This window comes from Microcoleus sp. Aus8_D2, assembly GCF_036702665.1.
In the GTDB taxonomy this organism is placed as follows: domain Bacteria; phylum Cyanobacteriota; class Cyanobacteriia; order Cyanobacteriales; family Microcoleaceae; genus Microcoleus.
In genome coordinates, this window is sequence record NZ_JAUBUN010000012.1 from 95,392 (window position 1) to 121,806 (window position 26,415).

The 26,415-nt window shown below is 46.3% G+C and carries 26 protein-coding genes and 1 pseudogene; 15 read left to right on the forward strand and 12 right to left on the reverse strand.

Annotated features, from left to right (window positions below; translation table 11 throughout):
- Positions 1-64: 64 nt before the first annotated feature.
- The 4 genes from QUB64_RS12305 to QUB64_RS12320 all read right to left on the reverse strand — a co-directional run bounded on the left by QUB64_RS12305 (position 65) and on the right by QUB64_RS12320 (position 2,870).
- Entirely contained in the window at positions 65-280 is a 216-nt protein-coding gene (locus QUB64_RS12305; protein ID WP_333269420.1) for a hypothetical protein, read from the reverse strand.
- Between the two features lie 625 nt (positions 281-905).
- Positions 906-1,484: a hypothetical protein gene (locus QUB64_RS12310; RefSeq protein ID WP_333269418.1), complete on the reverse strand. Its 579-nt coding sequence runs from the start codon at positions 1,482-1,484 to the stop codon at positions 906-908.
- Between the two features lie 519 nt (positions 1,485-2,003).
- The gene (locus tag QUB64_RS12315) at positions 2,004-2,429 is read right to left on the reverse strand and encodes an MAPEG family protein (RefSeq protein ID WP_333269417.1); all 426 of its coding nucleotides are present in this window, start codon (positions 2,427-2,429) and stop codon (positions 2,004-2,006) included.
- 9 nt (positions 2,430-2,438) lie between these two features.
- On the reverse strand, positions 2,439-2,870 hold the full coding sequence (locus QUB64_RS12320; protein WP_333269416.1) for a DUF6220 domain-containing protein: 432 nt from the start codon (positions 2,868-2,870) through the stop codon (positions 2,439-2,441).
- A gap of 90 nt (positions 2,871-2,960) precedes the next feature.
- Here QUB64_RS12320 and QUB64_RS12325 point away from each other — a divergent pair, with 90 nt between their 5' ends.
- The 5 genes from QUB64_RS12325 (at position 2,961) to QUB64_RS12345 (ending at position 7,793) form a co-directional block, all read left to right on the forward strand.
- Positions 2,961-3,698 carry a LuxR C-terminal-related transcriptional regulator gene (locus tag QUB64_RS12325; RefSeq protein ID WP_333269415.1) on the forward strand — a complete coding sequence of 246 codons (738 nt, stop codon included), beginning with the start codon at positions 2,961-2,963 and terminating at the stop codon, positions 3,696-3,698.
- 265 nt (positions 3,699-3,963) lie between these two features.
- Positions 3,964-5,061 carry a fatty acid desaturase gene (locus QUB64_RS12330; RefSeq protein ID WP_333269414.1) on the forward strand — a complete coding sequence of 366 codons (1,098 nt, stop codon included), beginning with the start codon at positions 3,964-3,966 and terminating at the stop codon, positions 5,059-5,061.
- Positions 5,062-5,164: 103 nt separating this feature from the next.
- On the forward strand, positions 5,165-6,157 hold the full coding sequence (locus tag QUB64_RS12335; protein ID WP_333269413.1) for a methyltransferase domain-containing protein: 993 nt from the start codon (positions 5,165-5,167) through the stop codon (positions 6,155-6,157).
- A 410-nt stretch (positions 6,158-6,567) separates the two neighbouring features.
- Positions 6,568-7,347, forward strand: coding sequence for an SAM-dependent methyltransferase (locus tag QUB64_RS12340; protein ID WP_333269412.1), 780 nt, complete (start codon positions 6,568-6,570; stop codon positions 7,345-7,347).
- Between the two features lie 116 nt (positions 7,348-7,463).
- A complete protein-coding gene (locus QUB64_RS12345) occupies positions 7,464-7,793 on the forward strand; it encodes a cupin domain-containing protein (RefSeq protein ID WP_333269411.1) in 330 nt (109 codons plus the stop codon).
- A gap of 299 nt (positions 7,794-8,092) precedes the next feature.
- Here the strand turns inward: QUB64_RS12345 and QUB64_RS12350 are convergent, their stop codons facing one another.
- Positions 8,093-8,794 carry a Crp/Fnr family transcriptional regulator gene (locus tag QUB64_RS12350; RefSeq protein ID WP_333269410.1) on the reverse strand — a complete coding sequence of 234 codons (702 nt, stop codon included), beginning with the start codon at positions 8,792-8,794 and terminating at the stop codon, positions 8,093-8,095.
- A gap of 348 nt (positions 8,795-9,142) precedes the next feature.
- On the opposite strand from QUB64_RS12350, the gene QUB64_RS12355 reads away from it, so the two are divergent.
- From QUB64_RS12355 to QUB64_RS12380, 6 genes are all read left to right on the forward strand, one after another.
- Complete coding sequence (locus QUB64_RS12355) at positions 9,143-9,358, forward strand: hypothetical protein (RefSeq protein WP_333269516.1); 216 nt, start codon at positions 9,143-9,145, stop codon at positions 9,356-9,358.
- A 199-nt stretch (positions 9,359-9,557) separates the two neighbouring features.
- Positions 9,558-10,364, forward strand: coding sequence for a thiazole synthase (locus QUB64_RS12360; protein WP_333269515.1), 807 nt, complete (start codon positions 9,558-9,560; stop codon positions 10,362-10,364).
- Positions 10,365-10,444: 80 nt separating this feature from the next.
- Positions 10,445-10,612 carry a photosystem II assembly protein Psb34 gene (psb34, locus tag QUB64_RS12365; protein WP_333269409.1) on the forward strand — a complete coding sequence of 56 codons (168 nt, stop codon included), beginning with the start codon at positions 10,445-10,447 and terminating at the stop codon, positions 10,610-10,612.
- Positions 10,613-11,006: 394 nt separating this feature from the next.
- On the forward strand, positions 11,007-12,218 hold the full coding sequence (locus tag QUB64_RS12370) for an RNA-guided endonuclease InsQ/TnpB family protein (protein ID WP_333269408.1): 1,212 nt from the start codon (positions 11,007-11,009) through the stop codon (positions 12,216-12,218).
- Positions 12,219-12,849: 631 nt separating this feature from the next.
- Positions 12,850-15,069, forward strand: a complete 2,220-nt coding sequence (locus QUB64_RS12375) for a hypothetical protein (RefSeq protein ID WP_333269407.1) — start codon at positions 12,850-12,852, stop codon at positions 15,067-15,069.
- 117 nt (positions 15,070-15,186) lie between these two features.
- Positions 15,187-15,879 carry a response regulator transcription factor gene (locus tag QUB64_RS12380; RefSeq protein ID WP_333269406.1) on the forward strand — a complete coding sequence of 231 codons (693 nt, stop codon included), beginning with the start codon at positions 15,187-15,189 and terminating at the stop codon, positions 15,877-15,879.
- Positions 15,880-16,111: 232 nt separating this feature from the next.
- Here the strand turns inward: QUB64_RS12380 and hemG are convergent, their stop codons facing one another.
- Positions 16,112-17,569 (reverse strand): protoporphyrinogen oxidase, encoded by a 1,458-nt coding sequence (gene hemG / locus QUB64_RS12385; protein ID WP_333269405.1) that lies wholly within the window; start codon positions 17,567-17,569, stop codon positions 16,112-16,114.
- Between the two features lie 29 nt (positions 17,570-17,598).
- Here hemG and QUB64_RS12390 point away from each other — a divergent pair, with 29 nt between their 5' ends.
- On the forward strand, positions 17,599-17,817 hold the full coding sequence (locus QUB64_RS12390) for a hypothetical protein (RefSeq protein ID WP_333269404.1): 219 nt from the start codon (positions 17,599-17,601) through the stop codon (positions 17,815-17,817).
- Between the two features lie 74 nt (positions 17,818-17,891).
- Here the strand turns inward: QUB64_RS12390 and QUB64_RS12395 are convergent, their stop codons facing one another.
- Positions 17,892-18,146, reverse strand: coding sequence for a DUF2811 domain-containing protein (locus QUB64_RS12395; RefSeq protein ID WP_332945218.1), 255 nt, complete (start codon positions 18,144-18,146; stop codon positions 17,892-17,894).
- A 420-nt stretch (positions 18,147-18,566) separates the two neighbouring features.
- Between QUB64_RS12395 and QUB64_RS12400 the strand changes: the two genes are divergently transcribed.
- The gene (locus tag QUB64_RS12400) at positions 18,567-18,746 is read left to right on the forward strand and encodes a hypothetical protein (protein WP_333269403.1); all 180 of its coding nucleotides are present in this window, start codon (positions 18,567-18,569) and stop codon (positions 18,744-18,746) included.
- Here the strand turns inward: QUB64_RS12400 and QUB64_RS12405 are convergent.
- From QUB64_RS12405 to QUB64_RS12420, 4 genes and pseudogenes are all read right to left on the reverse strand, one after another.
- Positions 18,743-18,928, reverse strand: coding sequence for a hypothetical protein (locus QUB64_RS12405; protein ID WP_333269402.1), 186 nt, complete (start codon positions 18,926-18,928; stop codon positions 18,743-18,745). The two genes, QUB64_RS12400 and QUB64_RS12405, sit on opposite strands and share 4 nt — an antisense overlap.
- A 152-nt stretch (positions 18,929-19,080) precedes the next feature.
- Positions 19,081-19,230, reverse strand: coding sequence for a hypothetical protein (locus QUB64_RS12410; RefSeq protein ID WP_333269401.1), 150 nt, complete (start codon positions 19,228-19,230; stop codon positions 19,081-19,083).
- Between the two features lie 130 nt (positions 19,231-19,360).
- Positions 19,361-19,996, reverse strand: a pseudogene (locus QUB64_RS12415) (cryptochrome/photolyase family protein).
- A 94-nt stretch (positions 19,997-20,090) separates the two neighbouring features.
- Positions 20,091-20,750 (reverse strand): class I SAM-dependent methyltransferase, encoded by a 660-nt coding sequence (locus tag QUB64_RS12420; RefSeq protein WP_333269400.1) that lies wholly within the window; start codon positions 20,748-20,750, stop codon positions 20,091-20,093.
- Between the two features lie 815 nt (positions 20,751-21,565).
- Here QUB64_RS12420 and QUB64_RS12425 point away from each other — a divergent pair.
- On the forward strand, positions 21,566-22,840 hold the full coding sequence (locus QUB64_RS12425; RefSeq protein ID WP_333269399.1) for an RNA-guided endonuclease InsQ/TnpB family protein: 1,275 nt from the start codon (positions 21,566-21,568) through the stop codon (positions 22,838-22,840).
- Between the two features lie 178 nt (positions 22,841-23,018).
- Positions 23,019-25,064, forward strand: coding sequence for a sensor histidine kinase (locus QUB64_RS12430; RefSeq protein WP_333269398.1), 2,046 nt, complete (start codon positions 23,019-23,021; stop codon positions 25,062-25,064).
- Positions 25,065-25,229: 165 nt separating this feature from the next.
- Here the strand turns inward: QUB64_RS12430 and QUB64_RS12435 are convergent, their stop codons facing one another.
- Positions 25,230-26,381, reverse strand: a complete 1,152-nt coding sequence (locus tag QUB64_RS12435) for a Gfo/Idh/MocA family protein (RefSeq protein ID WP_333269397.1) — start codon at positions 26,379-26,381, stop codon at positions 25,230-25,232.
- Between the last annotated feature and the right edge of the window lie 34 nt (positions 26,382-26,415).

Sequence of the window (26,415 nt, forward strand, 5' to 3'; positions counted from 1 at the left end):
GTATTTTTGTCAATCAGACCCTGTTTGTGCCTCCAGGAGTTATAAAATAACCACATCCTCCATCCTAGGGACAACTGGATGCCAGATCGGGATGCTGGATGTCCATTTGAGCGATCGCCAAACGAAAGGTTTGTTGAGACTTTGCGATCGCAGCTTGAACAGATTGAGTACCGCCGCCGCGATCGCGCAAGTATTGTCTGCCTGCTCTAGCTGCGAGTAACCGGGCTTCTGAACCTGTGGCTGCACATTTTCCCAAGTGTTGATTTGGCCTTATTCCCAAAGTTTAAATCTTGAGTTTGTTGGCAGCATCTAATGCTTTTTGATACTGAATTATCGCCGCCTCAAAGTCTCCGCTTTGTTCTAATCTAGCTCCCTCAATCGGGTGCATCTGGTTTTTGAAGAGGGCGAAGCATGACCGTATCTAAGTTATTAGTTATAATCCCATATTGATTGCGGTCATGCTTCGCCCCGGAGCGATATATTTGCCAAAGCGAGATGCACTCCCTCAATCCAACGATCGTTGATTTCACTGCCAAAGGGATAATTTCTCGTTAACTTACAATCTCCTGCCCTAGCGACACTAGATAAAGGAATCAAAATTATAGCCAAACTTCCGAGCGCAACGATTGCTTTTTTTAACATACTAGACTTATTTTAAAACTATTTGACCGTCATGAAATGGTGCACCATATGAAAGTAAAGAATATGCCAAGCCCATATAGCAATCCTAAATGATTGATGAAGATTTGTAGGGGTAGTGGATGGTGCGTGCCTACCCCCTATCTATCGGGCAACCGGACTCTTTAAGAACTATACAAGAATTATGCAAATAATTGAGGATTGCTAGATCCAGGGATTAAGTAGTAGTCAAAAACCAAAAATACCAAACAAAAAATGTTTTACTCCTATTTAAATCTCTGAATAATGCTTTTGCCTCCATCTCTTGCCAGCTTCTCTAGGTTCTTGCGTTGTTCATCTTTGAAATCCATGTTGACCTGTCTTTTGTCAATAAGTTCAGCTAACAAACGGCCGTTCTCAAGTCCAAAGATAAAAGTTTCACCGCTATGAAAAAAACGAATAGCGTAAACTTTACCAGTTTCTGTAAACCAGTATCCCATACCATCGCCCGCTTCAATATTGGCTTCAGAGGCTGAGACAATTCTGGTTTGACCATTTCCTTGATTCACTGTACAGATGCGATAGCGAACAGACTTTTCTGTTTTCAGATGATCGTTGCAGGGCTGTTTTTCGATTTTTTCAAAGTTTCTATGAAAACTCTCGCCTAGTTCCGCAGGAGAAAAGATAGCAGGCTCAGTTTGTGATTCTGCGATCGTCTCTGGTTTTGCTTGGGGCGCTGTTGTGAGTGCCGATCGATCGCGTTGTGGTAATACACTAGGTGAAATGGCGATCGGTTGGGCGATCGCAGTAGGCAGAGTTGAGGCGATCGCTACAAGCAAAGATCCTAATGTCAGCAGACGGAGCATTTTGAATTTTGATAATTTTACATTAGAACTCTTGCAAAAGTCAAATTTACCCCCCTTAGTCCCCCCTTACTAAGGAGGGAAACAAGAATAATCTTACCCCCTCCCCTTAACAAGGGGAGGGTTGGGGTGGGGTGCTTTGTATTTTTGCAATAGATCTATTATTATGATATAATACTTGGATGATTTTAGGATATTTTTCAATTTTTTTATAGGTCTTTGCACAAGATTGCTCTGAAAAGCTTAAAAGCAAAATAGCAAAACGTACAAGCAATCCAAAACCCTGAGATAAAAACTATATAGCGATCCTTGCAGGAGTCGTAAAGTTTTTTACCCCACCCCAACCCTCCCCTTATTAAGGGGAGGGAGTAAGAAATTCACAAATGATTTAGGATTGCTATAGTATGCTTGATAGTTCTGAACAGTCACAATTTTTTCGTGAAAGTCGATCGCCCGCATCAACTTCCCGGCGGATCGCAAGATTTGGGAGTCGCCGAAGTTTTGAGCGCGCGATCGAGTTATCTATGCAGCAAAGTGGCTAAATGCTGCACGGATGGCGATGAACCACACCATCAGGGTTGAGAATAGGTAGAGGTAGAACCGCAGCAGGATCAGATTGAATGTACAATGAACGATGCTGTGCAAAGCGCGAAAGCCAACGAAGATCCAAGCCGCATTCACATAAACTGCATCTACCTGGTTCGTAATGAAAAGGTATAGCACCAGCGCATAAAACAGGACGGGAATCTCGAACAAATTCTTGAAGTTATCGGACGGATTTGAGACCTCTGGTGGCGAGATTTGCGCCAGCATACCAGGTACAGCCAGCTCCTTCGGGGCGAGCTTTGTATTGTTGAGGAAAGTGATACGGCGGATGTAGAGATAAACCCAGACTACCAGTGTCACAAACACCATTGCAAAGAAGGGACTGAAAATAGCATTTTGCATGATTTTTACCTATAAAACTCGCTCATTCTGAACATGGGCGGGCGATAAAATGCGCCCTACGCTATGTACAAGACTTGAAGAAACAAAGACTAACGTAAATCCAATCAGAGGATGGAGTACCTCTAGGTGAAAAGGAGTCTTGAGATGAATGGTAAAAAATTGTAGTCCCAGCAGTACGGGTAGACTTGCGGTGAGACGTTGTATTTGAGGTGAGAATGGAGTGACAAGCGACCATCCCAGTAATAATAATGACAGCCCGCTATATCCTCGGACTAGCCAAACATGAATATCCCACCACGCAGGATTGACAAAGTAAGCGACTCCAACCGTTAACAATTGAGCAATCAAGCAGAGGTTAAAGACGACTGAAGTCGCATAAAAGCCGATCGACATCCAACGCATGGGAGTGCGATCGCGCTCAATTTCCGAATTGATGGTCATGTCACGTTTTTTTTGATACTGTTGATAATATAAGCTGAGTAATTCAGCGATCGTAGACCCCGATCGGGTACACTTTGCGCTATCACGACGATGACAAATTCCTTACAGCCTTTATTTGAAGCAATCAATCAAGTCAAGAATGAACAAGATCTGCGATCGCAAGTCGTGCCGCAAATCGGCGAGTATTTTGCCGCTAAGCGATCGGGAGTATTTTTCTTTGACCAACTGCCTTTGTTAGATAAAAAAATTCATAAAACGCTGGAAATTGCACTATCGATCGAACACAATCCTATTGCACGTTATCTAGTTGAGCGCCATTCTCCAGTCCACGAAGCACTGGTAGCATCACCCAAAGTTTGGACGATGATTTGTCCTCGCCCCGATCATTGGCACGTGATGGCGGGGCCGATTGTAAGTTGCGGTCAATTAGTGGGTGTATTTGGCTGCACTCGGGAACAGTCAATGCCTGCTTTTGATACACAAAATCTAGCTGATTTGAGTGGAATTTGTTTGCACTTATCTGTCTGGACTGCAACAGTACGCGCGGCGAAGCTATCCCGTAGGGAATCGCCCTACGAACCTTTAAAAAGCGATCGCTTGACTGCTCGTGAATTGCAAATTGCCGAGTTGGTGGCTTTGGGACGAACCAACTCAGAAATTGGGACTGAACTTTGGATTACTGAAAATTCTGTGAAGCAAGCTCTGAAGCGAATGTTCCGCAAGCTTGAGGTTTCATCCCGCGCGCAGATGGTGGCACAACTTTCTGCTACAAAATACCACGCACTTAGTATAAAACAGTCTGTATCAGAGGGTGCATCTGGTTTTTGAATAGGGCGAAGCATGACCGCATATAAGTTATTAGTTATAATCTTATATTCACGGAGGTCATGCTATAGCCCATACAAACATATTTGCCAAAACCAGATGCACCCGTATCAGATTTGGTGCTGAACGCCGATCGATAACATTTTGCTTGCGCCCTCACCGATTAGCCAGCCGTATAGTAGTATGATATAATTTGATGTTATGTCAATCACCTGCAATCTCAACTATATTCTCAACTAAGCACTTATCCACACTACAGACATACTGAATGAAAAGCGCGATCGAAAAGTCGGATTTTGTGCTATCTCCTTACATGAAGAGCAACAATTTCAAAGCTACATACCAACTACTCAATACAGTCATCCCCTATACAAGTTTATGGTTTTTAGCATTTAAAGCTGCTGCCATTTCTGTATGGCTGCTGCCACCGATAATCGTGTTGATGATACTCTTTTCAGGACGTTGTTTCTCTTTGATGCACGATTGCGGACACTATTCTCTGTTTAGTTCCAAAAAAGTCAATCGCACCGTGGGTTTTCTGCTAGGTATCATCAATGCAATTCCTCAGTACCCCTGGTCTAGAGGACACGCTTACCATCACAAAAATAATGGTAATTGGGATATGTACCGAGGCCCTTCGGCGTTGATTTCCACCGAAAGTTTTGCGGCACTCAGTACATTTAACCAAAAGATATATCAGTTGCTCAGACACCCGCTGATGCTGTTTCCTGGTGGCTTCTTCTACCTGATTATCAAACCAAGACTCGCGCTAATATTGGGAATTGCTGGTTTTATCCGACATACTTTTGATTGTCTAAATCAAGATTTTGGTAGGGGTTTCTCTAGAATAATTGCTTCCTACAAATCCAAACATTGGTATACGAAGGCTGAGTTTTGGGATTTACTCTTCAACAATATTTGTGTGGTGGGTAGCTGGCTTTATCTGGGTAACTTACTTGGGTTTGGGTTTTTCTGGAGTGTTTACTCAATTGTGATGACCTGTTCGGCGGCGATATTTATCTGCATCTTCTTTGTTCAGCACAATTTTGAGGGTTCCTACGCTCACAAAACAGAGGGCTGGGACTATCTGCTTGGCGCGATCGAAGGTAGCAGTTATCTCAAATTACCGAGAATTCTCAATTGGTTTTCGGCTGATATTGCTTACCACAATATTCATCATCTCTCTGAGCGCATTCCTAATTACAATCTTCAGGCGTGTCACAATGCTAATTTGCACCTGCTTGGTAATTCAAGAATCCTGACTCTTCGGGAGATTCCTGATTGTTTCAAGTTCATTCTTTGGGATGCTGCTTCAGATAGTCTGCAATCGATCGAATTATTTAGACAACAAGTAGAAATGATTTGATTCCCGTACTGTGCAACCCTTCGACAAGCAAGCGGGCAAGCTGTCAACTGTCCACTGTCAACTGTCCACAGCTATACATTCTACTCTGGAGATCAGGTAAAAAATGAGTTTATTTGTTGTTGTACTTGGAGTTTTGTTTGTACTACTGGCGATCGCCCTTACGATCTATTTAATCACGGCTCGCCCTTATCAATCATCCGACTCCGTGGCCAATTCCTACGACGAATGGACGGAAGACGGCATTTTGGAGTTTTATTGGGGCGAACACATCCACTTGGGCCATTACGGTGCACCGCCACAACGCAAAGATTTCCTCGCCGCCAAATCGGATTTTGTGCATGAAATGGTGCGCTGGGGAGGCTTGGATAAATTACCTGCCGGCACTACAGTCTTAGATGTTGGCTGTGGAATTGGCGGTAGCAGCCGCATTCTAGCGCAGGATTATAAGTTTGCTGTCACTGGAATTACGATCAGCCCGCAGCAAGTTAAACGCGCTCAAGAATTAACTCCCCCAGATCTCGATTTGCTGTTTCGGGTGGATGATGCTATGGCGCTGTCGTTTCCAGATGCGAGTTTTGACGTGGTTTGGTCGATCGAAGCTGGGCCGCATATGCCAGATAAAGCCGTGTTTGCGAAAGAGTTGATGAGAGTCGTAAAGCCCGGTGGCGTGCTGGTTGTAGCTGACTGGAATCAAAGGGACGATCGCAAAATCCCGCTCAATTTCTGGGAGAAACCCGTAATGAAACAACTGCTGGATCAATGGTCGCATCCGGCTTTTTCAAGCATCGAGGGCTTTTCAGAACTTTTAGAAGCAACTGGGTTTGTAGAGGGCGCTGTAACCACCGCAGATTGGACGCAAGAAACCCTTCCTTCATGGATAGATTCTATCTGGCAAGGTATAGCTAGACCGGCCGGATTAGTACGTTTTGGTGTATCGGGTTTCATTAAGTCTCTGCGAGAAGTACCGACTCTTTTACTAATGCGTTTAGCATTTGGTGCGGGGCTTTGTCGCTTTGGAATGTTCCGCGCCATCCGAGCAAATTCGGTGGCAGAATTAACAGCAGCAAGTTCTAGTAAAACGATGACGGGTGTCTAGGAATGAGAATTAAATAAACTGCAATTTTCATAGTTCTTGTGGGATGGGCGAGACGCCCGTCCAAAAGGCACGGGCGAGACGCCCATCCCATAGCTTGATGCAGTTATTGTAGATATTGTAGGGTGCGTCAGCCTGTTTAAATCTTTGGGATAATAGCAAGAATCTAGGAGGCTGACGCACTCTACGAGAAGATAAATTGCGCTATTGCAGTCAGATATTGTAGGGTGCGTCAGCCTGTTTAAATCTTTGGGATAACAGCAAGAATCTAGGAGGCTGACGCACCCTACGAGAAGATAAATCGCGCTATTGTAGGTGACGCACCCTAAAATAATTGGAATATGAGCTAGCTCATAGAAACATTTGGGAGAATTTGGCAAACTAAGAGTAAGGTTAAATAGGAGGTCAAATCAATGACCAATACTACTCTCAATTTGCAGACTGCACCGGGCCATGAAGTGCTAGCAGCGGCTGGTAAGAAAATGCTGAGGCCGGGGGGGAAAGCTGCTACCGAAATGTTATTTGAATGGGCGGATTTTGGGCCTGGGGAGACTGTTTTGGAGTTGGCTGCAAGTTTTGGATATAGCTCGATCGCCCTTGCTGAACGTTTTGGCGTTAAAGTAGTGGGAGTTGAGAACAATCCCGACAGTGTGGCGCGCGCCCGTGCTAACGTTGCAGCAGCGGGTTTGGGCGATCGAGTGGAAATTGTCGAAGGAGATATTTTGCACTTGGATCGGATCTCGCAGCAGTTTGATTGGGTGTTGGCTGAAGCTATCCTGACGATGCAGTCGCGATCGGGGAAAGCTAAGATTTTATCGGGAATTTGCGATCGGCTCAAGCCAGGTGGTAAGTTTCTCTCCCACGAACTTTTAGCCCGAAACCGAGAATCAGAAATTCACAAAGCTTTATCGGAAGTGATTCGCGTTAATTCCACGCCGTTGTCTGAGTCGGGCTCGATTGCGGTTTGTCAAAACGCGGGTTTGCTGGTAGAAAATTGTCAAACTGGGGCGATGGGACTCCTAAACTTGCGGCGGATGCTTGAGGATGAAGGGTTTTTGGGCACTGTGCGGATTTTGTGGAATGTTTTTAGTCGTGAGCCAATTCGCGATCGGGTTTTAGCAATGCGTCGAGTTTTCCAACATTACCAACAGGATTTAGGTAACATCATCATCTGTGCCAAAAAACAATCTTAAACCTGTTTCCAAAAAGAATGCAACTGTGAAACAGATCCAACCCCTTAATTCATCAGTCATTACCAATCTAAAATCCAAAATCTAAAATCTAAGATCGCATTAGGGAGTCAAAAATTATGACTGCTACCATTTTACCGCTACAATCTTCACCAATCCAACTCCGAGACACTATTGAATATCCCGCCGCCGGAGTGCTAACGAAAATTTTAGTAAAAGACAATAATTGTCAGCATACTTTAGTTTGTCTCGCTGCGGGTTCCGACATTGCCGAACACAACTCGGCACGGAATGCCACGGTTAATGTACTCGAAGGAAAGGGAATTTTGACTCTGGAAGGTAAGGATATTGTCTTGGAACCGGGGGTGTTTATTTTTATGCCCGCTCGCGCTCCCCACGCTTTGAAAGCTGAAGAAAATTTAGCATTTATTTTGACATTTTCGGAGTGAGTCAGACATTATAGGGTGCGTCAGCCTCTTTAAATCTTTGGGATAACAACAAGAATCTAGGAGGCTGACGCACCCTACGAGAAGATAAATCGCGCTTTGCAGTCAGACATTGTAGGGTGCGTCAGCCTTTTTAAATCTTTGGGATAACAACAAGAATCTAGGAAGCTGACGCACCCTACGAAAATATCAATCGCGCTAAGGAAGGACTGAAGTCCTGAATACAAACCTGTTCAAACCTGGTTCGTAGTGAGGACTTTAGTCCGCAAAAAACAGAGGACTGAAGTCCTCACTACGAACCTTTAATCTAATTCATCTCCAGAGGCGAGATTATCCAATTTTACCCAATCCAACACAGTAATTTTTCCGCCTCGACTGTAAGATACAACAGGCTTAATTTTCTTAAACAAACGCACGCATTCCTCATAGGTGATGCCAATACTGCGAGCAATTTGATAGTACGGAAAACGTTTTTCTAAACATACACTATTATCCACAATCTTCGTGCCTTGCTCGACGCCAAAATAATGAATGAATCTGGCCAGCCGCACGATCGCCCTTTCCGACACCAAACCGTGTACAGTCTCGTGCAGTTGCTGCAACCGCTGGTTAAAAACCGCCAATATTCGCAAAGCAATCTCAGGATTTTGCCGAATTGCTGCTAGCAAAAATTCCCGTTCTGTGGTAAGAACTTGCACGTCAGTTTCTGCCGTCACTGTTGCCGGCGCAACTCCGTTACCCAGCAAAGCAGGTGCGGCAAAAATATCTCCCTGAAATAAAGTGCGCAAAATTGTTTCTTTGCCCGCCGCCGCTGTTTTTGCGACCCGCAGCGAACCGCTCAAAAGCGTGTATAATTTTTCGGGGATGCGATCGCCCTCATACATCACAACTTCTCCCTGTTGGTAAGTCCGAATTGCTGTATGTTCTTGCAATTGCTCTAAATCAGTTCGGTTTAAGCTGGCAAATATCCCAATTTCGCCCAGTTGCTCGACGGTTGCTTTCATAGATTTAACTTTAGGCGATCGGAGTCCATTGAGAGTATAATAACGGTGAATTCAGAATATATCCAGACAAGTAGAGCCATCTACGAAAATGCAGAACCAGAATATCAGCGATATTATTTTGATGAGGTAGCTGGCGGATTTTTCCTCATCCACCAACAACACAATCTTAATAATTAGGAAATCTTTGTTGCTGAAGTTTTGGCTAAAATAGGGAAGAGAGTTAGAATGCTGAGCGAGCAAGCAGCAGAGGGTGTGAGAACGCCAGATGCTGAGATTGACGGTCAGATTTGCGAATTTAAGGAGTTGACAGAGCAGACTCAAAACATCAGAGACAGAGTGCAATAAGGCATTAGTAGATCCAAAAATCAAGGTGTATCAGCAGTTATTTTTCACATCAACCGAGAAAATTATGATGTCTGGAAAATCAACGCTGGTATCAAACAAGCTCTATTTTGGGATACCGCAAAGCAAATTCAAAAAATAATTTTTGTTGTCAAGAGCGAACAGATTCAAATCATCACAAAGGAAGAATGGAAAAATGGAAGATCATTTCAGCGAATTTAAAGAGATTGTAGGGCGGGGATTGCAGAACAATATGCCGCGAGATGCCAAATTGATTACACTCGGCCAAATTTTATATGCAGTTACCCGCGACGAAATGACCAATGAAGAAGGTTGGCAGCTTGAAGAAATGATGGGCGGCAGACAACAGTGGGAAGAGGCACTTGAGTATAGCATTTTTGGCTATCCAGTAGATACCGCAATGCCATCTTTGGACAAACCTCTGGTGATTGCTGGTAAAACTTTTCATTCTCGCTTGATGACTGGGACTGGAAAATATCGCAGCATTGCAGAAATGCAGCAAAGTGTCAACGCTAGCAGGTGCGAAATTGTGACTGTGGCTGTGCGGCGAGTGCAAACAAATGCTCCCGGTCATGAAGGATTGGCAGAGGCTCTTGATTGGACTAAAATTTGGATGCTGCCCAATACTGCTGGTTGTCAAACTGCGGATGAGGCGGTTAGAGTGGCTCGTTTGGGTAGGGAAATGGCGAAGCTTTTAGGGCAGGAAGATAATAATTTTGTCAAGTTAGAAGTGATTCCGGATGCTAAATATTTGCTGCCCGATCCGATCGGCACTTTGCACGCCGCAGAGCAATTAGTCAAAGAAGGTTTTGCCGTTTTGCCTTACATCAATGCCGATCCGCTGCTGGCAAAACGCCTAGAAGAAGTCGGTTGTGCGACTGTCATGCCTTTAGGTTCGCCCATCGGTTCGGGGCAAGGGATCAATAATGCTGCCAATATTCAAATCATTATTGACACGGTGAAGATTCCTGTGGTGGTGGATGCAGGGATCGGCACTCCCAGCGAAGCGGCCCAAGCAATGGAAATGGGCGCCGATGCACTGTTGATTAATTCCGCGATCGCCAATGCTCAGAATTCTCCGGCCATGGCAAAAGCAATGGGAATGGCAGCAGAAGCGGGACGTTTAGCGTACTTAGCAGGAAGAATGCCGGTCAAAGATTACGCGATCGCCTCTTCCCCCGAAACAGGTACTGTCACATCAAAATAAATTCCCGAACTTAAGGGCGGCGATTTGATAGCGTTTTTTGGTAAAGTGATGGCAATCAAAAATATTGAGGATTGTTGCCAATGCCTTACACCACCGAAGAAGACGGACGCTTGAACAACTTTGCCAAAGAGCCGAAAATGTACGGTGCGGAGCCTCCCAACAAGAACCAGCAACGGAACTACATCATCATGGGTGTTGCAGCAGCCCTGTTAGTGGCCGGTTTGGTGTTTGTGGCTGCTTCGGTGTAAAAACTGGCCTGACACTCAAAGTTGCTTCAAATCGCAATTTTAACAAGACAGACCGGAATTCCCCCACTATAGCGTACCCGCTTATACCAATTTTTTATGAGGTTGCATAGAATCCGATCCCCCCGGCGCCCCCCTGGTGGGAGGGGGGGACAAGATTCCGATCTTTCGTCCCCCGACTATCCGGGGGATGCGAGGGGGATCGAGATATGTGCAACTTCACATTAAATTGGTATTAGTGGGGGATGAAAGGCCAGCGAGTTGAAGATTGCCCCGCCAAATAATCTGACTCTTCGTACCTAGACGGCATCAGGCGGGGCATGATAAAACGAGCAAATTCCTTGCCATTGTCCAATCATCGTATAATGATATTTATCACTAACCTAAGTTCCTGGTAATGTACCAAGCTCATAAACTCCGAATCAATCGAACGACCGAACAGCAGATATATTTGGCTGGTGCTTTTGGTTGCTGTAGATGGTTCTGGAATTATAGCTTGAATCTGTGCCAAGAAACCTATAAAACTACTGGAAAGGGCTTGACAAGAGGTGCTATTCAAGGTTTACTTCCTCATCTCAAAAAGGAATATCCTTGGCTAAAGTCAGCCTATTCTCAGTGCCTACAAGTGGTGGCTCTAAACCTGTCAACTGCCTACAAAAACTTCTTTGACAAACGGGCGGGCTATCCTAGTTTCAAATCAAAGCATGGTAGGCAATCGATTAGTTATCCTCAGAATGTCAAGCTCAGCGATCATATAATCAAACTTCCCATCATTGGTGAAATTCATTGTCGAATTCATAGGAAAATTGAAGGTACTATCAAAACAGTTACCATCTCCAAAAATACCGATTGCAAATACTATGCTTCTGTCTTAGTTGATGATGGGCAAGAAACACCTGAAGAAAGTGGGGATGGTAAAGCTATTGGCTTGGATGTTGGGCTGAGAGATTTTTGTGTGACCAGCGATGGTAGTAAATATGCCAATCCCAGACATCTCAAGAAGCATAGCCGCAATCTGAAGCGGAAACAGCAGAAACTCAGCCGCAAACAAAAAGGTAGTAACCGGAGAAATAAAGCTATAAAATTAGTGGCTAAAGTTCACTCTAAAGTTAAAAGAGTGCGCGAAGATTTCCTGCACAAGCTATCCCGCAAGATAGTCAACAAAAACCAAGTTATCGCAGTAGAAAATCTCAACGTAAAGGGCACGATACGAAATCACTGCCTAGCCAAAGCAATTAGCGATGCTGGATGGGGGATGTTTGGGACAATGCTCAAGTATAAAGCTGAGAAAGTCGGGAAACTATATATCGAGATCGACAGATTATTTCCTAGTTCTAAAACTTGCAATAATTGTCTCCATAAAGTATCGTCCATGCCTTTAGACGTTCGCCATTGGAATTGCCCTAAATGTGGTAGCTGCAACGATAGAGACATCAATGCAGCAAAAAACATCAGGGATGAAGCCTTGCGGATTTGGGCATTGGGAACCAGTGCTTCTGCCAATAGAGGGGATGTAAGTCGTGGTGGCAAGCCTTCGGTTTTGTCGGGCGCAATCCCCCGTGAAGTTGGAAGCCCCCAGCCTATCGGTACTCCGATTGCTGGTGGGTAGTTCACATAATCATTCAACAAACCATGTTTCCCTACCAAGGTCAACATGGTTTTTGTGTTTCAATAAACAGCAGGTAGTTGCAATAGTCCTGAAGGGTGCCTCGCGAGCTGGAAAACTATCATCAGACAAGCAGAAATTTGGTTGTTTCCTCTCTGCTGTTGGGTTCAGGGACTTGGGTGGCAATTAATCAGACCCTCAGGAGCGTCGATTTTAGATTTTAGATTGAAGAATTTTAGATTTACTCCGTTTGATAAATCTGGGAGATTGAACCTTCGTCTAAAATTTTAGGATCGACACTCCTGAGGGTCGGGGGCTTGTACCATTTTTGGGGCGGGTCACAAATATAAAATTGCTCAGGAATGAGAATTAAATAACTTACACAAGTTTGTGGGGTGGGCGGGAGATCCCGCCCATCCCACAATAACAATTAAAATTGTAAGTTATTTAATTCGCGCTCCTAATTGAAAATCTACAATCCTTTGGTCATCATCGGTGCGATTGACTGCCGAACAGGCGCTCCAGTTGCGAGTTATGAGCGATCGAGATTTTAACTCTCAACTCTACAATCTACAATCTACAATCCAAAATCTAAAATTCTTCAATTCTTCAATTCTTCAATCGCCAGACCGTGATGTCTATTCCTTCCCAAAAAGTTTCTAGCTCGAACAAGCAGATCTACCAACGCTTGAAACAGGCGATCGACCTCAACTTACGCCGCCAAATTTTTATCGCCGCCTGCGACGACTTGTGCTTGCGGGACTGTCTGGCAGCCCGCTTGCAGGCAGAATTAGCCGCCAGCCCTGACTCCATTCCTCGCTCCCCGATCGACTATCCCCGATTTGTCAGTTTGGAACTCGACGTGAGCGATCCAAATCCTTGGGACTCGATCGCTGCGTGGCTGACCCAACACCCACCGCCACGAAACGGGGGCAGCTACAGCCGTTTGCCTGGATTTCAAATTCTCGGGGCCGAACACCTGACCAGGCACTCACCGGCCGTGCAGTGGTCGTTCCTGAGCTATTTGAGAGACATCGAAGCAAACCTGCAAATGTGCGAGTCTGCTCTGTTGCTGTGGGTGTCGCGCCCTTGGCTGAGTTCGATCGAGCAGTCGGCCCCGGAATTTTGGCAGTGGCGCACCGGAGTATTTGAGTTTGAAGGCGAACCAACTCCCGCTAAGGGAGACTTCGGACACTCGGAGGACTTCGGACAGTCCCCAGACTTTGCTTCTTTGCGGGACAACGGAGACTCCGGCGCCAAACTTTTAAAATCTTCAGAGTCTGGACAATCCCCAATTCCCCACGAACAAGTCGCAATTGCCGATTCCCCATCCGCCATTCCCGAACCCCCGTCCGCCACAACAAATTCTAAATCCGTCGAACTGGCTGATTTGGTACTAGCAGCGGCCTCTGGGGAGTTGGAAGCAGAAAATCAGGCCGCATCGGAGGACAATTTTCTGCCGCTGCAAACCCTGCAATACATCGAACTGTTGCAAGAACATCAGTGCTGTTCCGAAGCATTGGCTTTGGCTTATCACAGTTTGGGAAATTACTACCGCGATCGGATTTTGGGCGGAGATGCTTCCCCGCAAAACCTGACAATTGCCATTCGCGCGATCGAGCAAGTGATTGGATACCTCGAACTCGACGCCAGCTTGCAGGAAAATCAACCACTAACCGACGAATGCGCGCGGCTAATTGCCCAATTGACACAAAATTTAACTGACTGCGAGTCCAACAGCCTACCGCCAATTTCCGATCTGATCAACGATCTCGGGACTTTCTACTGGATGCTGTCGCGCGATCGCACCAACGGCGTCAACGCCTCAGATCCCGTATCCTGCCTCGAACGCAGCATCGCCCTCTACCTTGAAGGTTTGAACCGCACAGATGCTGAGAGCGCACCCCAAACCCGCGTGAGATTAAACAAAAATTTGGGCATCGCTTCGGCAGATTTAGCCCGCTATCAAGACAAGACAGAGAACTTGCAGCAAGCAGTTGCAGCTTACCAACAAGCGCTACTGGATCTAGATCCGGTGGCGGAACCCCAGCAGTACGCGGCGGCTCAGAATAATTTGGCGACAGCATACTGGAATTTAGCTCAAGATGGTCAGCCGATCGTCTATCTCAAAAGTGCCATCTCCGCTTACACTCAAGCCCTCTGCTGTTACAGTCCCGAACGAGAACCGCTAAACTATGCCGGAGTCCAAAACAACCTCGGTACAGCTTGCTGGAACCTCGCCCAGCACGAACCCTCAGAACTCTTGTTAGTCAGGGCGATTGATGCCTACCGCGAAGCCTTGAAATACCGCACCCGAGAATTGGTACCCGCAGCCGCAGCCGCCACTTACAACAATCTCGGTACCGCTTATTGGCATTTGGCGAACCAGTTCCAGCAGAAACAGGCCCGGACGAAATCATTACAGCAGGCGATTACCGCCTACGAAGCTGCCCTGGATATTGCCGCTACCGAGCTCGATCGAACCCAACTCACCTTTGACACTCTTGCCGCCCGCAACAATCTCGGACTAGCCCACTATCAACTAGCCACAGATCCCGATTTCGCCGTCAACAAAGCCGCCCAAACCAGCCATCTAGAAGCAGCACTGCACCACCAGTTGCAAGTGTGCGCTGCCAGGGGACAACATCTCAACGACAAAGGGTTAACATATGGAGATAAACTCAACCTGCAAGCCCCGCCAAACTCCCAAGCTGCCGATTCCCGGCAAACAGCATTGAGCTATATTGTCAAAACGATTAGAGCTTTCTATAGTGAATGTGGGCTGCAAGGCCAAAATTTAGCCTTATCCAAAGTTCCCGGAGATTTATTGCCCGAAATCTTGCGTAGGTTATAAATATGGCTATAAATATGGCTATAACTGTTAAAAGCTCAATTTTTTCGAGATTTGTATCCAGTTTTCTATTATTATGGCTGAATATTCTTGCCTAATTCTTCAAGCAAAGTTGTGGTCATGGCCCCTGTAAAAATCCTTGTGGTTGATGACGACCCGGCAATCAGAAATTTAATTCACCGTTTTTTGGGCCAGCAAGGTTATCAAGTTGAGTCGGCCGCAGACGGTCAGACTGGTCTGGAATTATTTGAGCAACTCAATCCTGACTTAGTAGTTCTAGATGTAAATTTACCCGATACTACTGGCTACAAACTGTGTCAAGAAATGCAAAGACGCACGGGCGTGTTTGTGTTGATGCTGACCAGCCGAACCGATGAAGCTGACAAAATGAAAGGGTTTGCCGAAGGTGCTGACGACTACATTACTAAACCTTTTAGTCTTGTAGAGATTGGAGCTCGCGTTGCAGCAATTTTGAAGCGCAAACGCGTGATTATTCCCGCTCAACAACAAAGTCTTACCTTTGGACAGCTACAAATAGATCCCGTCCGCCGCGAGGTGATTCTCGACAGTCAGATAGTTGCTTTGACTGCTTTAGAGTTCGACCTGCTGTACTGTTTGGCCAGCAAACCCGGTCGCGTGTGGAGGCGATCGGAATTGCTGCATGAAGTCTGGGACTACGAGTATGTGGGAGCCGATCGCGTGGTGGATGTCCATATCGGTCAAATTCGCCGCAAAATTGAACCAGAGAACAATCGAATTTCGATGATTCAAACCGTCCGGGGAGTGGGTTACAAGTTTGAGCCAAAACCCTAGTAGTATTCGGCATTCGGTAGCCGGATCTCTAGGGACAAGGCTGTAGGGGGTGGGTTCACCAATATCTTTGATAGTCCTGGACGCAGAAGAGATCCCCCAACCCCCTTCTCAAGGGGGCTTTTCAGATTCCCCCCTTTTTAAGGGGGGCTAGGGGGGATCGGGGTTTCAAGCTTCAAGTGCGTCCAGGACTATTTGATTCACATCCAGGATATGTGTAAACCCGCCCTCCCCACTATCGATCGTTCAAATACTCGCCCACTTCTTGCGCCCGCTCAAAACCCCTGCGCACGCAATCTCCCAAAGCCACGCCGCCAAAGTAGTTGGTGCACAAATACAGCCCCGGCAAAGATTTTAAGCCCCGATCGATCTGTTGCAGGCGATCGAAATGACCCAAATTGTACTGAGGAATCGCCCGCTTCCAAAGTTTCACAGTCAAAACTTTCGGCTGCGCCGCCTCCGGCTTCAGCAAAATCCGAGACAAATCTCGGTGCACCTCCGCAACAATTTGTTCTGAGTCGAGATTGCCAATTCCCGAATCCGTAGCCCCGCCGATATAACTGGTAAGAGTTTGCCAGCCCGCAGGCGCGCGATCGGCAAATAAACTCGATGTCCAAATCGTCCCCAGAGTCCGAATTCCCTGCCCCCTCGGAATTAAATTTCCAAATCCCACTAATTTACCCTTGACATCCGACATCGGATATGCTAATACAACGGAGGCAACCGTAGGATAAGTAAAAGCTTGTAAAGCGCTGCTAACGGACGGTTGCAGAGGCTGCAACAACTCCGCTGTCACGTAAGCCGGCGTTGTCAACACCACGGTGCGCGCCTCAACTTCCTGCTGTCCGTCGGGTGTTGAAAATACAGCAATGTAAGTATCACGTTGTGTGCGATCGAGCCTAGTCAGGTGCCAGTTGAGTTTCAGCCGATCGCCCAATTGAGCAGCGATCGCCTCTGGCAAAGCCTTCAACCCCCCTTTAAACGATCCCAACTCCCCCGGCTTAGTCTTCGGAATATTCGGGTCTGCAACAGTCTTTAGCCCCCCCTTACCAAGGGGGGGTTTTTTCCTAGCAGAAAGCAGCGCCCCCGCCACCAGCCCGCCGCCCGCATCCGCCATCTTTGTTACCCGCCCAAAAGCCGCCGCCGCGCTAAGCTGTTGCGGATCTCCCGCATACACCCCAGACACAAAAGGTTCAACCAATCGCTGCATCACTTCCTTTCCCAGATGACGGCGGAAAAATTGAGAAACAGTTTCCTCATCACCCTGCTGCGAAAGTTGATCGCCCATTGCCGGCCCCACAAACCCCAAAGCCCCAATTAGCGCCCGCAGTTTCCCCGGAAAACTCAGCAACCGAGACTGAATCATCGCCCCAGGAGTCATCGGCACCGGTTGCAGCTTCTTTTCCCAATAAACAAAACGTGGCAATTTGCGATCGGCAAAAATCAACTCCTGCTTCAAACCCACATCCACAGCCAACTTCAGGAACTCCGGCGTCGGCGAAAAACTATTGGGCCCCTCCTCCCAGAGAAACCCTCCCCCCGTAGCAGTTGTGATATTCCCGCCCACACGTCCCTGACTCTCAGCGACCAAAATCGCCCGTGGCGATGCACTCGTTGCTTCCTTCACAAGTGCGTGCGCCAAACTCAAACCGCTAATCCCCGCACCCACAATCAAGGTATCTAAAAGTTCCATATTACATATATAAAAATATCGCAATCTTTATGTTACATGGGTTTGCGCGGCTTGCGATCTTTGCTGTACCGCAAAACCGATTCCCAATTACCGAATCGGGAATCGGGAATCGGGAATCGGGAATCGGGAATTGGGAATCGGGAATCGGGAATTGGGAATCGGGAATCGGGAATCGGGAATCGGGAATCGGGAATCGGGAATTGGGAATTGGTAAGCTGTCCCGCATTTCTCAAGGATTTTTCTCGTAGGTTGTGGATTAACATCTCCCCGTCTCCCCGTCTCCCCCTCTCCCTCTCCCCGTCTCCCCGTCTCCCCGTCTCCTTCAAGACGACGGAGTTACATTGCTGTGCAAGTCTTGAGGAGATTGAAACAGAGTTTCGAGATAAACTCTTGCAGCTTGGCGGTAGCTGCGCGAGGCTTCCGGCGTACCGCTATCGGCATTCTGCAACAAAAACAGGGACAGGGACGCGGAGAATACTCGGTCTAGATCCCATTCGGGATGAGTTTCCAGGTAAGTTTTGAGAGAATCGTGCAGCGTTTCGGGAATTTCGGCAAAAATACTGACTGTTGGGTTCATCATTTTTTTAGTCTCGCTAATAAATTGAAAATAGAACCCCCTTTTCGGCCGGATATTAGGTACAGGCACAGCCGAAATCAGAGCGCTTTTTTTAGGTCGGTCGCATCATTGTGCGTATGAATAGGTGGGTTTGTCAATGTTGCAAAATATTACAAAGTCCTTTAGGTAAAAAAAAGATTTACGTAATAATAAGCCTTTTGAGGCTTTTTTTGTTACATAAATTTATACTTTTGAGGTTTGTATGAGGGATTTGGCAAGAGGTTAACGAAATCCCCAATTCCGCAGCAAGATCCGACCGTGCCGTTAATTTCTGTGGAAAACTTTCTCAAATCTGTGGAAAACCTCGGACTTGCCTGTGGAAACGCTGTGGAATGTTTAGGGAAAAGTCAGGGAAAAAATAAGAATTGCAAAGGGGATTAATTGGTCATCGGTCATCGGTCATCGGTCATCGGGCATTGGGCATTGGGCATTGGGCATTGGGCATCGGCCAAACAGGTCATTGGGCATTGGCCAAACAGGTCATTGGTGTTTTCAGCCCTCTACCTTCAGCCTTCTTCCGACTTCCCTCGGACTTCTTCCTTCTTCCTTCAAGAGTGCTAGTCGGGGGCTGTTTGGCGGATGGTTGCCAGTTCTTGGGGCGGCATTTTGTCGAGGTTGGCTAAAATAAAGCTGATGCGATCGACTGAAGCTTCTCTCGGTGGCGCGCCAGGAAGTCCCAGTAGCAGAAATTGAAGGGACAGGCATTGTCCCCCGCACAGTGCGATCGAACTGGCACCCCCCACAATAATCGCTCATTTTATTGATATAATTCGCAGACGCAGTTCATATCAGTTTTGCTAGCATCCCAAAACAACTCCGGCAGAGGCTGATTGTGGTTGAACCAATTTTTCGGAAAATAATCAGCATCCACGTAAAAATACACACCGCGAATGTATTATCGCCAGCCGATAATTTGGCGGATAAAACCCTCGACGCCGTTTAAATTTAAGTTTTTGTCGAGGTAGGCTGTTTCGGCAGCTTGAATAACTTCTAAAGGATGCAACAAGCCAATATTGAGATACGGAGAAATTAGGGAATGCCACATTGTTTCTTCTCCCGTTACCATCGCGTCTCGATCGGGGCCAAAAATGGGGAGAAGCTGTTAGATGAAATTATTTAATACTTGCTCTCGCTTGCTCTCGCGTCACCGCCCAGCGAAAAGGTTCAATATTTCCCTAAGTTGGGAAAGACAGAGCTTTAATTTGTGCGATAACTTCTTGAGTTATGGCATCCGGTTCAAACCAGATAGCTTTCGGTGCATTCAGTTTGCCTTTTGGGGGCTGGCGATTTTATGAGTCAAAATTCCACTTGCCTCCGACTGGTTTATTGCCATCCATTAAAACTTGGAAACGCTGGTGGCTGGCTCGATAAAAGTCTTCCATTTACAAACGTTTGCTGGTTGATGCCCAATCTTTAAATTCTGTTTCTGTCCACAAAAATTGATTGTTGGGAAGTAGGGTTATTTTCCAGGGAAGTTGCAAGTTTTGGATTAGCTGCAAAAAAGGGCGATCGTTCGGCGCCATCACCCGCACTTCCGCGATCTTGTGAGCTTGAATCCAAGCTTTGAGAGGTGTTTCAAAGTCGGCCGATGTTGTGTAAGTGACTTGACAGCCAGCGCCGCGCAATTCTTCAGCCAAGTGGCGCGTTGCCGACCAAATTAATACTAATTTTTGTCGGTGGTAGGGGCGCTGTTGAACGTGCTGCCAAGATTCAATTAAAATTACGGGTAGGGCAGATTTACGATCTGTGCTGTTGAGAGTCACTTGGTTCTGCCAAAGTCGATCGCCTAATATCCAAACCCCAACAGTCATTTTATTTTTTACCCTGAAAGTTATTTTTTACTTTGGCTGAGGGCTGATTTTTAAGTCAGGAAACTGATTTTGCTGACAACTCACCCATAAAAAATCATAAATTTTCAGGTTCTCCCGTGAACTTACTAGAGCATAACATTGATTTCCAAAGATAGGGACACCGACCAGAAAATTTAAATTTAATGTCGGTGTATCCTTGAGATATTAATAACTTGGTTAGCGTCTCTACTGAAAAAAATTTAATGTGGCCGTTGTCCCAAAGTACGGTAAAATGTTTTTCCATTTGTCCGGAAACAGCTAATGCCAGGTTTTTTAAATAGCCGTGATAGGGTGTGGAAAGAATTAGGCTGCCTCCCGGTTTGAGACATTTTTTGGCATTTTTTGCCAGTTCTTTCGGATAAAGTAAGTGTTCGATTACTTCAATGGCTAAGACAACATCAAATGAGTTCACCATATCGGTATCGGGGAGTTCGTAAATATCTGCTTGGATAAACTGACACTCGGGGAAACTTTGACGGGAGATGGCAATTCCCGGTGCAGAAGTGTCAACACCGACAACTTCGCAGCCGTGCTCTGCTATCACGTGACTGAGGCTGCCATTGCCGCAGCCGAGATCCAAAACTCGGAGTTTTGTCGGGCTGGCCTCCTGAAGTGTCGCCAGCATTTCTAGAAGGGGAGATATCAAATAAGCGTGATGATATCTGGGACGGTTGTTTGTGTAATAATACGTATAATTGCTAGAGTTTTTTTTCATCGATTAAGCTATGGAGACTATTGCCGAGACCGCCAATTTACGGGGCGTGGGTGCACTGTTTGGGCGAATGTTCGCCAGATTAGGGTTGTGAGAGTCGATCGGCGACTCGATCATCTCATTGTTTGGCAGGTGAATTATTGTTACCAAATCAATCCGATTTCAAAAAAAATCTTTCCCAGGGTGCAAAATCTTGAATCGCCCATTCGTAAGCGTTGCTTGCAGCATGGGTTTGCCCCTGCGATGGGGCATCCCTCGAAGGCATTCGGAAACAAAAAGTCCGAGGGAGCAAGAATTCTCTCGGTACAGTAACCGGAGACACAACTTTTTGCCTCTTACCTTCGGTCCAAGAGTGCATCCATGCGATTCTACCTTCAACCAACTGCCGTCTGTCAACCTTCTTCTGTTTTGCAGCCTGAAAGATTGGGCCCCTGGGCGATCGGGTGCAAGTCCAGCCGACAATTGAAGATGGATGTGTGACTGAAATCACAGCCATTTGCCCAACAAATTGCTGAGCATCTTTAAGTGAAGACTGCTGACTAGACGTGCAAAATTTCTGCATAAATCGCTCAAATCTCAGTATCTCGCTCCCATTATTGCAGCGATTCATCCAGTTTTTGTCTCAGGCGGTTGTGCAAATCCGCTCCCCTTTATCCTCGATCTCACACCTACTTTTACCTTGGCTTGTAGTGAAATTCTCTCGAATAGTTCTTGATTGTGTGGGAGGAAACCTAATCTATTGGGCTTTTTGAAAGTCATTGACATTTTCTCTGAGCTGTTGATATATTTGCAGGTATACCTGCAAATTGGGTAAAACAATGTACAGTCTGAAACAAGAGCTAAAACTGAATAATAAAGAACGCTCTTTGCTAGATGGCTGTGCAGGTGGGGCGAGGCTTGTTTATAACTTGGGATTATCCATACTAACCCAGTCATGGCAATTTGAGGGAATCAAAGCCAGTGATTCTAAACGATTAGCTGAAATTGAGAAAGTCTTTACCAACCATGTCAAAACCAAGCCAGAGTATGCTTGGATGAAAGGCGCTCCTTCAGCTATCTATTCATCACTACTGAGGAATTTAGGTAAAGCTATCCAAGGGTGGCAACTAGGTAAATCAGGCTTGACTCAATTCAAATATAAAAAGAGAGGTGATAGTTTCACCGCTCTCAAAAAGTCAGGGGTATACCCTGCAAAGGGTGAAGGAATGATGCCATTTATTAATCGCCAAGTCCGACCCAAGGGCAAACGAATCACAATCCCTGGTTTGGGAAACTTTAGACTCAAGCAACCAAGACCATCTCTTTGCTCTAGCCAGACATTCACCATCTCTAGGACAGCAGACAGATGGTTTGTCTCCTTTGCTCTCGATCTTGACAAGATTCCACCAAGAGTGCATCAATTTCAGTCTGTTGGTATTGACTTAGGTGTCAAATGCTTTGCCACCTTGTCAGATGGCTCCTCGATCGTTGCACCACAAATCCTGAAAACAGCGAAAACCAAGCGGAGTAAGGAGCAGTGGCACAACCGTAACCAGCAATTAGGGAACCGTCCTCAAAGAATTAGAGCATCTAACAATGCCTTGAAATACTACCAAAAACTAGCAAGAAGACACGCCGATATTGCTAACGTCAGACGAGATTTTTTGCAAAAAAAAACAACTGATATCAGCCGAAAATACTACCAGATTCGGATTGAAGACCTCAACATCTCTGGCATGATAGCTAATCAAAAATTAGCGCTAGACCTGGAGAGCTTAGGTATTGATGAATTCCGCAGAATGTTGACCGACAAAGCGGCATTTTTGGGAACCAAGGTTGAACTGGTTGACAGGTGGTTTCCTTCCTCTAAAACCTGTTCTTGCTGTGGCAATATTCAGCCAATGCCTCTGAAGGAACCTGTATATAGCTGCTGCAATCGATGTGGTTTTTCCATCAATCGCGATCTAAATGCAGCAATAAGTCGGGAAAATGCCCCCAAGACCCTTGTACGTGCGGCAAGCGCGGAATTAACGCCTGTGGACAAGAAGATGCCGTCATCCTTGCTGCAAGCAGGAAGCAAACGTCAATTTAAGCGAAATGCGGGATTTAGGTAAGTTTTGTGTTGCACACTTAGAATCGAGATTACTACAGTGGCTTCTATAATTGTGTTTAAATGTTGTTTTGAAGCTGTGTTGTCCGGTCAGCAGAGCACCCGAGACCGATTTGCGCTTTCCGTCTGGTTGATTGCACTATGGTCGCTGTTGGTGTTGCACCTTAATTTAGATATGTCCTATGGTTAAGTTAGGTCAATCCTCCTTTCGCCGTATTTTACTGTCGCGGATTTTGTTGCTCAGCGTACCTGTTCTACTGGTGGGGGAGTATGTTACCTATCGTAAGGCACGCTCGACGCTTCTGGAAACTGCTCGTCAAAATTTGACAGAAAGTGCAGTCAGAAAAGCAGAAACTATTGAACAGTGGTCGAAATCGCTGAAGTCGAATCTGATCGGCGCTTCGGAAAACTCGATGTTGCAGTCTGTAGAGCCGAAGGATTATCAAAAGTTTATCGCGCAATTAGGGCAGCGGTTGCCAGCCCAGGTTGATTGCTTGCAATTGACTAATTTACAGACAAATCAAGTGATAGCGAGCACTTGCGGGCAGCCACCGATTCAGTCCCTGCCTGCCAATTTTTGGCCGCGAGTGCAGCAGCAGCAAACTCTGCTGGACGACAAGAGCGTTTACATCAGTCTGTCGTGGCCTCAGCAGCGACAGGGGAAAGCCAACGGCAAGAAGGTGGCTGCGGGTGCTGACGATTTTACAGATGCGAGTAAAGAAGGCCGCGACAGCCAAGTAAGTTTGGTGTTGAGCGCTCCTGTTTACACCCGTCGGGGCAACAGCCGGCAGTTGAGTTATGCTTTGAGTTTGCAGTCTGCCCTGCCGGTGCAAACCAGCGCTCCCAAGGGCTCTCTAGCCGGCTATACGGTGGCGATCGACCAAGATGGGACGATTTTGGCGCACCCGAATATCAACCGCGTGGGCCGCAATATCGACGCTGAGGCAGATGCCGATCGACTAAAAAGTATTGTCAGAAGGGCGATGGCTGGCGGACAAGCTTTTCTCCACCTATTTTCCTTTGAAAGAAATGGCGTAGAGTTGCTAGCAGGATACGCTGCTATCCCCAGTCCTTCAACTAGAAAGGAGAACAGCAAGTGGATTATTTTAGCTGTCTCTCGTTTAGATTACGCTCTGTCAGGTTTAGAAGAAATTCAGCAAGTTTTATTTAATTTAATTGTGGGTTTGGTTGCTGCTAGTATCATCGCGACTTTATATCTGTCTCGCGACTTAGCGCGTCCTTTGGAAAAACTGAGAGACTACGCGCAGAAAGTCGATACAGCAGAACCGCCCCAAGCAGTGCCGCAAAATTTCCAAATTAGAGAATTTAATCAACTATCAGAAGCACTCAACAGCATGGTGCAGCGCCTCAGCTCCTGGGCAGGAGAATTGGAAATCGCCACCAAGGAAGCACAAGTTGCCAATCAGTTAAAGAATGAATTTTTGGGCAATATTTCTCACGAATTGAGAACGCCGCTCAACGGGATTATTGGTTTTATTCAAATTGTGCGGGACGGCTACTGCGATGACCGAGATGAAGAGATGGAGTTCTTGCAGCGGGCCCACGACTCGTCAATGCAATTGCTCAATATTATTAATGATATTTTGGACATTGCTAAAATAGAATCCGGCACCTTCTCCCTGATGTTAGAAGTAGTTGATATTACTCAGGTACTGGAAGACGCGATTGAATTGCAAGTCGCTCAAATTGAGGAAAAAGGTTTGAAATTAAACTTGCCAGCTCCTCACGATCCGATTATTGTTCATGCCGATCCGGAGAAGCTAAAACAGGTGTTTTTAAACGTGTTGAGCAATGCCGTTAAGTTTACAGAGTCGGGCAGCATTAGTATATCTGTGCGGCTAGAAGCGAGGACTAATTCGGGTAGTTTTAACGGGAGTGGGCCGGAAAATGCGACTGGTCACAGCAGTCAAAGCGATTGGGTGGTGGTGACAATTAAAGATACCGGAATTGGTATCGAGCCCGAGCAGCAGCAGAAATTGTTTCAACCTTTTGTGATGGCTGATGGTTCTACAACTCGCAGGTTTGGCGGTAACGGTTTGGGCTTGGCTATCTCCCGAAGGATTATGGAATCTATGATCGGAAGCATTACTCTGCACAGCACGGGTAAGAATCAAGGTACTGCGGTGATGATTTCTTTGCCTGTAAATCAGCAGTCAAATTTTTATTTTAACAGCCCGGAAAAGGGAACTTTAAAAAGTTATGACTGATGTCATCTCTGGTGAATTACCAATAAAAAATGTTTGAGCGTTCGGAATGCAAGTCCGCGGATTTTTATGAGGACGTGCATTCCGAACGCTCAAACCAATTTTACGGGGGTCGTTCCCACGGACATAAGAGAATTTTATTAATCTAAAATCGAAAAATGGAAAATCTCAAATCTCAAATGGTATCAGGGGCTGTCCGCCGAGTTCGAGGGATTTGCTCAAAGCGCTGAGAATGCGGATTAATTCGACGGAAGCCGAACCGGAAGAGGTAGGACAAGGAGTATTTGTTTGCACGCAGTTGAGGAAGCGATCGCACACTCGCCGCAGCGGTTCTACTTGTTCTAAACTTAATATTTCGCGACTTTTGATGCTGGTAGTTGGCTGGGGTACGCGCGGCGAAGCTATCCCGTAGGGAATCGCACTTTCAAAAGAATTATCCTCTTCGCCCCCCCGATTTGAACTACTACGGTGCAAAATCAGGGGAGTTTCCGGCAACATTTCATCAAAAATCAAGGTTCCCAAACTACCAACAACAGTTAAGCGCCGTTGTTTGTCGGGATTTAGCCAACACAGGTGAATAAATGCCTGAAATCCGTCGGGATAGGTAAGCGTTACCCAAACTAAATCTGCTAGTCCTTCTGCTTGATTTCTGACTTCTGATTTCTGACTTCTGACTTCTGACTTCTGACTTCTGACTTCTGACTTCTGACTTCTGACTTCTGACTTCGGAAATACAGTACCCGTGGCCCTGACTTGAATTGGAGTTTGTTCGAGCCAAGTATTGAAAATAGCGATATCGTGAACGGCCAAGTCCCAAAGGGCATCAACATCGTGCCGCACCGGTTCAAAATGAGTGCGCTGGGCGTAACCGTAGCGCAATTTTCCGAGTTGATGCTGCTGAATAATCGTTTGGCCGCGATCGACTGCTGGATGAAACAAATAAGTGTGGTCAACGAAAAGTTGCCGCTGCTGTTTTTCGGCTAATTGGCAGAGTTCTATGGCTTCACTGAGGTTGAGGGCGAGGGGTTTTTCTGCTAAGACGTGGTAGCCTTGTTGCAGGGCTGCTGCTGCGAGGGTGTAGTGTGTGGAAGCTGGAGTGGCGATCGCCACAGCATCCAGTCCCGGCAATGCTTGCACTTGTGACCAATCGGTAGCTAAAATCACCGAAGCATCGAGATTAAACTGTTTTTGGACAGCCACCAATGAATCTCGATTCGGGTCTACCACCACTAAAACTTCGCTGTTGGGATGTTCGAGAAAGTTGCGAATTAGGTTAACTCCCCAGCGGCCAGCACCCAATACAGCTATTCCGATTTTCATTGATAATAATTTCAAAAATCGCACAGCTATTATA

Excerpts from the sequence above, each read along its gene's own strand:
- QUB64_RS12435 (WP_333269397.1), bottom strand. The coding sequence starts at position 26,381 with ATGAAAATCGGAATAGCTGTATTGGGTGCTGGCCGCTGGGGAGTTAAC.
- QUB64_RS12360 (WP_333269515.1), top strand. The coding sequence starts at position 9,558 with ATGCCATCTTTGGACAAACCTCTGGTGATTGCTGGTAAAACTTTTCAT.
- QUB64_RS12395 (WP_332945218.1), bottom strand. The coding sequence starts at position 18,146 with ATGAACCCAACAGTCAGTATTTTTGCCGAAATTCCCGAAACGCTGCAC.
- QUB64_RS12430 (WP_333269398.1), top strand. The coding sequence starts at position 23,019 with ATGGTTAAGTTAGGTCAATCCTCCTTTCGCCGTATTTTACTGTCGCGG.
- QUB64_RS12315 (WP_333269417.1), bottom strand. The coding sequence starts at position 2,429 with ATGCAAAATGCTATTTTCAGTCCCTTCTTTGCAATGGTGTTTGTGACA.
- QUB64_RS12310 (WP_333269418.1), bottom strand. The coding sequence starts at position 1,484 with ATGCTCCGTCTGCTGACATTAGGATCTTTGCTTGTAGCGATCGCCTCA.
- QUB64_RS12410 (WP_333269401.1), bottom strand. The coding sequence starts at position 19,230 with ATGTGGCATTCCCTAATTTCTCCGTATCTCAATATTGGCTTGTTGCAT.
- QUB64_RS12325 (WP_333269415.1), top strand. The coding sequence starts at position 2,961 with ATGACAAATTCCTTACAGCCTTTATTTGAAGCAATCAATCAAGTCAAG.
- QUB64_RS12340 (WP_333269412.1), top strand. The coding sequence starts at position 6,568 with ATGACCAATACTACTCTCAATTTGCAGACTGCACCGGGCCATGAAGTG.
- QUB64_RS12425 (WP_333269399.1), top strand. The coding sequence starts at position 21,566 with ATGTACAGTCTGAAACAAGAGCTAAAACTGAATAATAAAGAACGCTCT.
- QUB64_RS12380 (WP_333269406.1), top strand. The coding sequence starts at position 15,187 with ATGGCCCCTGTAAAAATCCTTGTGGTTGATGACGACCCGGCAATCAGA.
- hemG (WP_333269405.1), bottom strand. The coding sequence starts at position 17,569 with ATGGAACTTTTAGATACCTTGATTGTGGGTGCGGGGATTAGCGGTTTG.
- QUB64_RS12350 (WP_333269410.1), bottom strand. The coding sequence starts at position 8,794 with ATGAAAGCAACCGTCGAGCAACTGGGCGAAATTGGGATATTTGCCAGC.
- QUB64_RS12345 (WP_333269411.1), top strand. The coding sequence starts at position 7,464 with ATGACTGCTACCATTTTACCGCTACAATCTTCACCAATCCAACTCCGA.
- psb34 (WP_333269409.1), top strand. The coding sequence starts at position 10,445 with ATGCCTTACACCACCGAAGAAGACGGACGCTTGAACAACTTTGCCAAA.
- QUB64_RS12320 (WP_333269416.1), bottom strand. The coding sequence starts at position 2,870 with ATGACCATCAATTCGGAAATTGAGCGCGATCGCACTCCCATGCGTTGG.
- QUB64_RS12330 (WP_333269414.1), top strand. The coding sequence starts at position 3,964 with ATGAAAAGCGCGATCGAAAAGTCGGATTTTGTGCTATCTCCTTACATG.
- QUB64_RS12335 (WP_333269413.1), top strand. The coding sequence starts at position 5,165 with ATGAGTTTATTTGTTGTTGTACTTGGAGTTTTGTTTGTACTACTGGCG.
- QUB64_RS12390 (WP_333269404.1), top strand. The coding sequence starts at position 17,599 with ATGTTACATGGGTTTGCGCGGCTTGCGATCTTTGCTGTACCGCAAAAC.
- QUB64_RS12420 (WP_333269400.1), bottom strand. The coding sequence starts at position 20,750 with ATGAAAAAAAACTCTAGCAATTATACGTATTATTACACAAACAACCGT.
- QUB64_RS12370 (WP_333269408.1), top strand. The coding sequence starts at position 11,007 with ATGTACCAAGCTCATAAACTCCGAATCAATCGAACGACCGAACAGCAG.
- QUB64_RS12375 (WP_333269407.1), top strand. The coding sequence starts at position 12,850 with ATGTCTATTCCTTCCCAAAAAGTTTCTAGCTCGAACAAGCAGATCTAC.